The sequence below is a fragment of the Pelotomaculum sp. FP genome, assembly GCF_004369245.1.
GTDB lineage: Bacteria > Bacillota > Desulfotomaculia > Desulfotomaculales > Pelotomaculaceae > Pelotomaculum_C > Pelotomaculum_C schinkii.
The window spans coordinates 1-8,580 of the sequence record NZ_QFGB01000093.1; the positions used below are offsets into that span (position 1 = coordinate 1).

The 8,580-nt window shown below is 47.9% G+C and carries 9 protein-coding genes; 3 read left to right on the plus strand and 6 right to left on the minus strand.

What is annotated here, in order from left to right:
- Nucleotides 1-73: 73 nt before the first annotated feature.
- From Psfp_RS22375 to Psfp_RS20240, 3 genes are all read right to left on the minus strand, one after another.
- Complete coding sequence (locus tag Psfp_RS22375; RefSeq protein WP_243120827.1) at nucleotides 74-1,279, minus strand: YjgB family protein; 1,206 nt, start codon at nucleotides 1,277-1,279, stop codon at nucleotides 74-76.
- Nucleotides 1,280-1,505: 226 nt separating this feature from the next.
- Complete coding sequence (locus tag Psfp_RS20235; RefSeq protein ID WP_134220317.1) at nucleotides 1,506-2,090, minus strand: hypothetical protein; 585 nt, start codon at nucleotides 2,088-2,090, stop codon at nucleotides 1,506-1,508.
- Nucleotides 2,065-2,250 carry a hypothetical protein gene (locus Psfp_RS20240; RefSeq protein WP_243120828.1) on the minus strand — a complete coding sequence of 62 codons (186 nt, stop codon included), beginning with the start codon at nucleotides 2,248-2,250 and terminating at the stop codon, nucleotides 2,065-2,067. The genes Psfp_RS20235 and Psfp_RS20240 overlap by 26 nt, the downstream gene beginning before the upstream one ends.
- 312 nt (nucleotides 2,251-2,562) lie before the next feature.
- Here Psfp_RS20240 and Psfp_RS20245 point away from each other — a divergent pair, with 312 nt between their 5' ends.
- The 3 genes from Psfp_RS20245 (at nucleotide 2,563) to Psfp_RS20255 (ending at nucleotide 4,657) form a co-directional block, all read left to right on the plus strand.
- Nucleotides 2,563-3,186 (plus strand): YhbD family protein, encoded by a 624-nt coding sequence (locus Psfp_RS20245; protein ID WP_134220318.1) that lies wholly within the window; start codon nucleotides 2,563-2,565, stop codon nucleotides 3,184-3,186.
- Between the two features lie 15 nt (nucleotides 3,187-3,201).
- Complete coding sequence (locus Psfp_RS20250; protein WP_192895565.1) at nucleotides 3,202-3,807, plus strand: hypothetical protein; 606 nt, start codon at nucleotides 3,202-3,204, stop codon at nucleotides 3,805-3,807.
- A 106-nt stretch (nucleotides 3,808-3,913) separates the two neighbouring features.
- The gene (locus Psfp_RS20255) at nucleotides 3,914-4,657 is read left to right on the plus strand and encodes a polymer-forming cytoskeletal protein (RefSeq protein WP_134220320.1); all 744 of its coding nucleotides are present in this window, start codon (nucleotides 3,914-3,916) and stop codon (nucleotides 4,655-4,657) included.
- Nucleotides 4,658-4,930: 273 nt separating this feature from the next.
- Here Psfp_RS20255 and Psfp_RS20260 read toward each other — a convergent pair whose 3' ends face one another.
- The 3 genes from Psfp_RS20260 to ppsA form a co-directional block, all read right to left on the minus strand.
- Nucleotides 4,931-5,257, minus strand: a complete 327-nt coding sequence (locus tag Psfp_RS20260; RefSeq protein WP_134220321.1) for a type II toxin-antitoxin system RelE/ParE family toxin — start codon at nucleotides 5,255-5,257, stop codon at nucleotides 4,931-4,933.
- Nucleotides 5,254-5,535: a type II toxin-antitoxin system Phd/YefM family antitoxin gene (locus Psfp_RS20265; protein WP_134220322.1), complete on the minus strand. Its 282-nt coding sequence runs from the start codon at nucleotides 5,533-5,535 to the stop codon at nucleotides 5,254-5,256. Before Psfp_RS20265 ends, Psfp_RS20260 begins: the two co-directional genes overlap by 4 nt.
- Nucleotides 5,536-5,657: 122 nt before the next feature.
- Nucleotides 5,658-8,279: a phosphoenolpyruvate synthase gene (ppsA, locus tag Psfp_RS20270; protein ID WP_134220323.1), complete on the minus strand. Its 2,622-nt coding sequence runs from the start codon at nucleotides 8,277-8,279 to the stop codon at nucleotides 5,658-5,660.
- Nucleotides 8,280-8,580: the final 301 nt, after the last annotated feature.

Consider the following 8,580-nt stretch of genomic DNA (forward strand, 5'->3'; position numbering starts at 1 on the left):
TCGCCTTAGCTGTTCACAATAAATGAATTGAGGCTTATTGGTTTTCCTGTTCCGTGAGCAATATTTATTAATTCTATGTAAACAAGAGAATAAGGGGAGTAGACTCTAAAATTAGGGGTTTAAACCGATATGACCTGACATCAAAAATCTGCGAGCCTTTGTTAAACCCAAAAACCACATTGTATTTTGTATAAGTGGTGTACGTCCCTTTAGCGGCAGCGATGTATTCCGATTTGTCCGGCTCTCCCCATCTCTCCTTTACGGTTTCTATAACAGTGGTTTCCACAGGGAATTCGCAATTTATTATTTTCCCCTGCCGGGCTGACTGCATGATCTCATTCAGTAACGCTGCCTGTGCACCGTCTTTTTGTTCTGAAATTGGACTGCTTAGCTCTGCTGAACTTATCTTTATCTTTTGAATAACGTCCTCCCGGTATTTCTCAACTTCATTGGTTAGCTTGTAGTTATTATTTTTGACCAAATCTAAAAATCCACCTAATGTTGTTATAAACTCGCTGTTGCCAGCGTTTGCAACAGCGTTAAAATAAACCTCCTTGGCTTTCGGATCTAATGTTTTTGAATCATAGCTAAAGAGCGGAGTGTTGTTAGCACCGTATAGGACAAAAGTAACGTATTTTTCATACAATTCCTTTACATCGCTAACTTTCACGGAATCTTTGTGGGCGTCTATAAACTTCTCCTGATTCAATGCCCTTTTTAAGACTTCATCCCAGCCAATAACCAGAGCTGCGTCTTTTGCCGGAACTTTATCGGATTCCTCAGCCATTAGAGCAATATACTCTTTCATGTCGGGAGTTACATAGGAACTAAAATTTTTGTAGAAACCGTAATCAATAATAGGGAAGAAAAACCCCTCAGCAGTTTCCACCTTGTAACCGCCGGCTTTTGTTTTGGCTAATAATTCTTTAAGCTCGGTGTCCTTGATATCAGATTGAGTAATGATGGATTTGTATTCACTATTTATTTTGTTTTGCATACTATCTTCAGTAAACATACGCTCAAATTGTGGGAGATTCTTTTTCTGGATTTTTTCAAATTCGTCCACCATCTTTGAAGCATCTTCTTCAGAAACATTGGAGATGTTGTCTTTTATAAAATTGGCAACTTCTTCCAGTCTGGAATCCGTTTGAGTGAGGGTAAGGAAATCATTCATTACCGTATTTGGTGTTTCAGGTTCAGTCTGCTTATTCGTGGTACATCCAGCTGCTGCAACAACCAGGCTAAAGCAAAAAATTATCAGAGCAAGTTTTTTAAACAATTCATTACCTCCCTCGTAATAAAGGATACATGACTTCTGACCTCTTTCTTTAGAAATAAGGTGTGTCCCCTCTTCCAAATAAGACGGTTTGAAGGAGTGATCCAGTTCAGAGAATATATAAATTAAGGGAACATTCATAAGTTGGAGACCTTCCATCGGGGACATACCTCCGAAGGAGGTGTGTCCCCTTTCCTTGTTCAGAGATGTGTCCCCTTAATTTTACTATCTAACGGGGATCGTACCCGACGACCGACCAGATGCCCGTCTCGTCCTGCCGGACGAGCCGCTGCAGGTAGACCTTGCTAATTGGACCGCTGATAACCTCCACCACTGCCTCAACGCCGTTGTTCGCTGCCAGTTTAAAGGCTTGCTCCGGCACCTTCGGTTCGCCGATGATTCCTTCCGGCGATACCTTCAAGTTGACGAAGGTGAGCGACACCTGCAGGGGATCAAGCTGCCAGGGGCTGCTTCCTCTGTCTACCTGCTGCTGGCCGGCTTTGGCAATCTCCAAGTCCACCGGGACTTTGACCCGGGCCTTGTTGACCAGGTCTTTCCCGGTGTCCGGGAGAGTAAGGCCGGGAGCAATCTGACGGGCCAACTCCACCCGCCGTGACCCTTCGGCTTGAATTTCAAGCCCGTCCTGCCGCCACCGCAACCGTTCCCCCCATACTTCCAACGGGCCGCCGGCAGCGGTGCCAAGCGCGGCATTAGCGGCTGCTTCGAAGGATCCTCTGGCGGCAGTTTCAACAATTGCGGTATCACCGTAATCCAGGACGATACGGTCTTTAAAGGCGAAGATGCGTTTTGACATAGGTTTCCTGGGTGATATCCTCCGCCTCCTCACGGTTTTGCACTTTGAAATAAATGAAACGGTAAAGAGGTTCCCAGGTGGCCAGGCAGATCTGTTCAATGGATCTAAAATCACCCTCCCGTATCTTTTGAAGTTCATCGGCCCCAGTCACAAGTACCAACACCTACTTTCTCCGGCCGGTATTTACCTATAAAAACGATTGAATTACACTCTATGTTACATGGAAATTATGGAAAAAAATAATAACCCCATCAGGATATCGATCCTACTGAGGCTAATTGGATTAACAGGTGAATAAAGTCTCTTAGTCATTATACCTTATTATTTTTACGCTTTATCAAGACAATAATACTGGATCGCATTATTATAGTATGCGGCAAGACCTGGAGCAGGATAATATTACCTGCCATTCTTTTTTGTTTACAACGTAACAATGTTATGTTACACTATCATGTGAAGGGGTGTTACAACAATGGAACAGGACTTGATCTCTAAAAAAGAGTTGCTGGACCTTACCGGGATTTCCTATGGGCAGTTGTACCGGTGGAAGCGAAAAAACTTGATTCCAGAAGACTGGTTTGTCAAGAAGTCCACTTTCACCGGTCAAGAGACCTTTTTCCCAAAGGAGAAAATCTTGGCCAGAATCAATAAAATCATGAACATGAAGGAAGATTTGTCTCTGGACGCACTGGCCGGCATGTTTTCTCCCAATCCAGCGGAAGCTTCCCTAAAAAAGGAAGAGTTATTAAAGCGTAACATTGTTTCAAATATCGTTCTTGATATCTTTGTTAAACATCACGGAGATGTCGAAATTTTTGATTTTAAGCAGCTTCTTTATGTCTACGTCCTCGAAAAGATGTTGCAGACGGGTGAGCTGAGCCTGGAAGAGGGGAAAATCTTGCTGTCAGCTTTGACGGAGCATTATCCCAAATTTCAGGGTAAGAATTGCGATCTTATTTTCGTTCGGAAGCTGGGTATAGCCACTTGTCTTTTGATCTCGAGCCCCGGCGAGGTCCATTTCGAAAGCGGCGCTTATGTGGTTTTTCAGCTTAACCTGGCTAACTGCATTGAAGAATTGAAATTAAAAATAATTTAAATGGGAGAACCAGTGATGGAAAAAGCTAACCGGAAAAATCGCAATTTAAAAATATTTGGTGACGGGACGGCATCCGGGGGAGTTTATAACAATGTTGTTATTCGCGGTGTAGCAGATATCGACGGAGTTTTGGATTGCGCCAACTTTAAGGTCACCGGTGTCTGCAACATTCATGGCGGTTTGCAGGCCAAACTTTTTAAGCTTGTCGGCACTTCCGACGTGGACGGCAGCATCAGCGCGGATGAAGTCAAGATTGTGGGCGAAGTAACGGTCAGGGGAGATTGTAATGCCGAATCCTTAGCGGTAATGGGTGGTTTTACCATCGACGGATTGTTGAACGCCGGTAAAATTGACATAAGCCCCTACGGCCTGTGTGAAGTCAAAGAAATGGGCGGGGAAACCATTCAAGTCCGGACACGTTTCAGAATGTTTGTTGGATATCAACACCTCATTTGCGAAACCATTGAAGGAGACGACATCAAGCTGGAATACACCAAAGCCAGGGTGGTCCGGGGGAACAAAGTGAGCATCGGGCCCGGCTGTGAAATCGGGCTGGTCGAATACAAAGAATACTTTGCTCAGGCGAAGGAAGCAACAGTTAATGACTGCAAGAAAATATAAAGATCCCCGCGCTGCCGGTCCTGGTCTTTGTGATCTTTAATGAGCGATAAACGGCTGCAAAGGTCCGGCCGGGGCTGGGGATAAAGGAGTATAGGAGGGTGGAATTATGAGCCAAACAACGGCTGTGGAAGATATGAAAATATCCGGCAATGGGATAACCAACGGCGGCAAATACAACAATGTCACCATTTCCGGGTCAGGCAAGATTAACGGCGACATCGAGGCGAACGTCATCAGGATCTCGGGAGCAGGCAGTTTCCAGGGCAATGTCAAATCAGATAAATTTGTTGTGAACGGGAGCGGCTTTGTGAGCGGGAAACTGGCAGGCAGGATACTGCAGTGTAACGGGAATCTTAAGGTGGACGCAGAATCCCTGGCTGCGGAGTTCAAAAACAGCGGTAAATCTGTGATCCTTAAAAACCTGAAAGCGGAACGGGTTCGTTCTTATGGATGCTTGGAAGTCTGCGGCGGCATTGAAGCGGAAGAGTTCGACTCCATCGGTTCGATGATAGTCGGCGGCCTGTTGAACGCAAACCGCATCACGGTGTTAATCGGGGGCAGGTGTTTGGCCAAGGAACTGGGTGGAGAAGAGATTCATGTCAAGTTGACGGATTTCAGTCTGTTCGGCAGGCTGGCAGGCGCTTTTCTTCGCCTTTTCCGCCGGGGATTTAACAAGCTTACTGCGGAATTGATCGAAGGCACGCATATATCGTTGGAGCACACCCAGGCCAAAGTGGTCAGGGGGGAGATGGTCACCATCGGCCCTAAATGTGAGATCGAACTGGTGGAATACAAAGAATCGCTGACGCTCCACCCCACCGCCGCCGTGCAGCGGCAAGTGAAAATGTAGCCAATGGTAGTAGGATACTTGAAGTTGCTCCAGGACCTGGTTATTTGGTACCACGTGCTTATACACAAAATGAATTTAAAGAGTTAATTAGCAAGACTAAGTACCAAATACGAGATTCAAGAGGGCACGATTGAGTTAGAAATATGGCTTGAACGGTGAACATGAAAGCTATATCAAAGCTATATCGTACTAAGAACTGCTTCAACCGTAAAAATGCACTATAAGTGATGGAAAAGAACATTCTTAAGGCATGACCGGACTTTACCTTGTTCACTAAATGAACCTATCAAGCAATATGTCCTCTACATTTCTTCTTCCATCAATTACTGCAAGCACCCATACTTTGTTTTTGTCAGTCTTGTAAATAATTCGCCAAGGCGGGCTAATTAATTCCCTGTAGGTTAAAACGCTAAAATCTCTTAATTCCGGAACAATTCTTCCCTGGAGAGGCATATGCTGTAAGCTGGCAGCTTTTTGTTTAATGGCAAGATAAATTCTTCTTGCTTGAATTTCACTGTCAGCGGCAATGTATTCAATTATTTTTTTTAAATCATGCTGGGCAGTTTGTGTCCAGAATACCTGATATGGCCCTGTAGTCATGGTTTTATATTATCAATGTCACGATCCATAACCGAAAAAAAATCTTCCTGTGATAAGACTTTTTCATCGACTATATCACGTTCCCCTTGGGCCACTATTTTTAATAAACCCAAAGCCTTCTTCATTTTTTCATAGGATTCAGTATCCAACAAAACCGCCTTAGCTTCTCCGTTTTGAGTTACATAGACAGGCCTGCGGCTCTCGTTAACTTGCGCCAAAATCTCAGCTGCATTGGCCTTAATATAAGAAATGGGCCTAATATCTTCTTTAATATTCATTTTGTTATCACCCCGGTACAAATATGGTACTAAATTAAGACCGGTTTGTCAATGTCATGCCTCTTTGGCTTTAACAATAAGATAAGAACCTGTCCCTGTTATTAACAGCGGCCATGCCCCGGTCACAGCAATTCCACATACCCTTCCGTTCCGTTCACTCGAATCCGCTGCCCGTCCTTGATCAGCTTGGTGGCGTTTTCCACGCTTACCACTGCGGGAAGGCCGTATTCCCGCGCAATGACGGAACCATGAGTCATCATCCCGCCCACTTCCGTCACCAGGCCTTTGACGGATACAAACAGCGGCGTCCAGCTGGGGTCAGTGAAGGTGGTTACCAAAATATCGCCATCCTCTATGCTGGCGTCCGCCATCTTTAAAATGACCCGGGCCCGGCCCTCGATGACGCCGGATGAAACGGGTATGCCCGCCAGGGCGCCCTCGGGGATATTACCGGTGTTGAACTCACCGGAGACGACCTCGCCCTCGGAGGTCATCACCCGCGGCGGCGTCAGCTTCTCATAGATCTCGTACTCCTCTTTTCTCCTGGTGATGATGTTGTAATCCAGCCGGTTTGTGCGCACAACCTCTCGCAGTTCCTCAAAGGACAGGTAGTAGATATCCTCCTTCTCCCGGATGACCCCCTTTTGCACCAGCCTGGCGGCCTCCTTCAGCAGGGCCTGCTTGTAGATCCAGTAACGCTGAATGAGGGTATACTTGGGATATTCCCGGTAGCCGATAAAGTTGCGCAAAACGCCGATCATCCTCTTTGTCCTTTTGGCCTTTTGCTTGCCGCCGGGCAATTGCTCCAGGCGGCTCAAGAGTTCCTGTTCCTTCCACTCCGCTTCCAGCCGTCCCTGCTCAAATTTGGCGCTGCTCGCATTGGGCGCAAAGTTCTTGATGTTGCTGAGGATCGCGGGAATGAGGGCGGTCGGCTGTTCACTCCAACGCGTCCTGGTGATATCAATCTCACCGGGACAACGCATACCGTATTTTTCAAGGTACGCCCGCAGGGAGTGGCTGACGGCATCGCCGCCTTCCAGTTTCGCCAGGTCCTCGAAGAAGGTCTCATCACTGGCCTGATGGAAATACTCCATCACCGCCGGGTATTGCCGGACAACGTCCGCTACGTCCAGCAGCGCCAGCCCCATTTCGGAGGTGACGTTGTTGGGTACCGACTGCGAAAGCGTGTCGGCGGCACTCTTTTCTCCCAGCCATTTTTCCATATTCTTATTGATCCAACCCGATACCAACGCCCCGACGATGATCGCTCCAAAGCCGCGTGGATCATACATGATTTCTTTTAGCTGCTTACGGTCCTGTACGATAAAGGCAAACAGTGCCTCCCCGGAGACGTTGGCGATCCTTTGCCGCAGGTCTCTGATCGACGCCTCGTTGCAGGCAATGAGATCTTGAACGACCGCCGGATCGTTCTTACGGTAGATCCTTAAGGCCTGAACTAACATTGCCCAGGACAGTCCCTCGGTACGCATGCTGATAGATCTCTTTCCGCGCGGCAATGATGCTATAAAATCCTTCCGCTGTATTAAACTCAAGATCGCGTTCTTTATCAGCGGGTCGCTCTTGCCCATCGCACTGAGCACGATCTTGCGGCCAACGGGCGAGGCCAGGTCGTGCGATACCTCCCAAAACAACCTTCCACCGGCTTTGTGCATTTGAAAATCACTAGCTAACAACTGGAAGAAGGACATCCCCAACGGTTTAATGGCATCCGTCATCATCTGCCCGTGGCCTATCGATATATAGACCCGCATCCGCCCATCGTTTTCCGGTACTGGGAATAAGGTAGTGATGGGACGGCTCTGCACGATATAGAATGCATCATCAGCAAGGCACCATTCGATATCCTGCGGGCAGCCAAAACACGCCTCGATCTTGCGGCCCATGCCTTCAAGCCGCAAAACCTGCTCGTCGGTCAGCGCCTGCTCATGCTGCCATGCGGGCTCGATCTCCCGCTCCTCCGTGCCGCCTTCTTCCAATGCGTAGACGGCCAGCTTCTTGGCGGATATCTTCTTATCGACGATCCTGCCCTCCCGCACCTTGTAGATGTCGGGATTCACCAGGCCGGAGACCAGGGCCTCGCCGAGCCCGAAGCCGGCGTCGATGGACAGTACCTTCCGGTTGGAGGTGACGGGGTCGGCCGTAAACATAATCCCCGCGACCCGGGGGAAAACCATCCGCTGGATGACCACGGACAGGTAGACCTTGGGGTGGTCGAAGCCGTTTTGCATGCGGTAGATCACCGCCCGGTCCGTAAACAGCGACGCCCAACACTTGCTGATATGCCGCAGGACGGCATCCTTTCCTTTGATATTCAAATATGTATCCTGCTGTCCCGCAAAAGAAGCCAGCGGCAGGTCCTCCGCCGTGGCGCTGGAGCGCACGGCATAGGCATGCTCCTCGCCAAGCTTTGCAAGATGGCGAATGATTTCTTCCGCTATGTCCCCGGCGATCTCTATCCCTTCGATGACCTTACGGATCTTGCCGCTAATGGCGCCGATTCTTTCTCTGTCATCCAACTTTAGCGCTGCTAGTTGTTCCAGCAATCCGTAAAACTCCTGGTTATGCCCGATCGTTCTTCTGTATGCCTCGGTGGTGACGCAAAAGCCCTCCGGTACCCGTATTCCCTCAATTCTTGCCAGTTCCCCCAGGTTTAAGCCCTTGCCCCCGACGGCCATGAGCTTGGTTTTATCGATCTCCTGGAAACCAATCACATATGAATGCATACGGGTTTCCCTCCTTAACGGGCTGTTAATGAGATATACTAATTTTTTGCAAATGCAGCGCTAATCATTCCGTAATAATCCGTTCTATTTGCGGCTGAGATCTATGATGAGCAATGGTCTTTATCAGGGATGAATTCTATCAACTTTAGTATTCTTACTTAAAATATTTTTAAAAATCGAGTAGGGTAGCGCCGCAGTAATTTTCTGCGGCGTTATCCCTCTCACAGAACCGGACTTACGGGCCTCGTATCCGGCTCCTGATAAACCTCAGTCACTTCTCCCAAAAGTGATGCAAAATGCC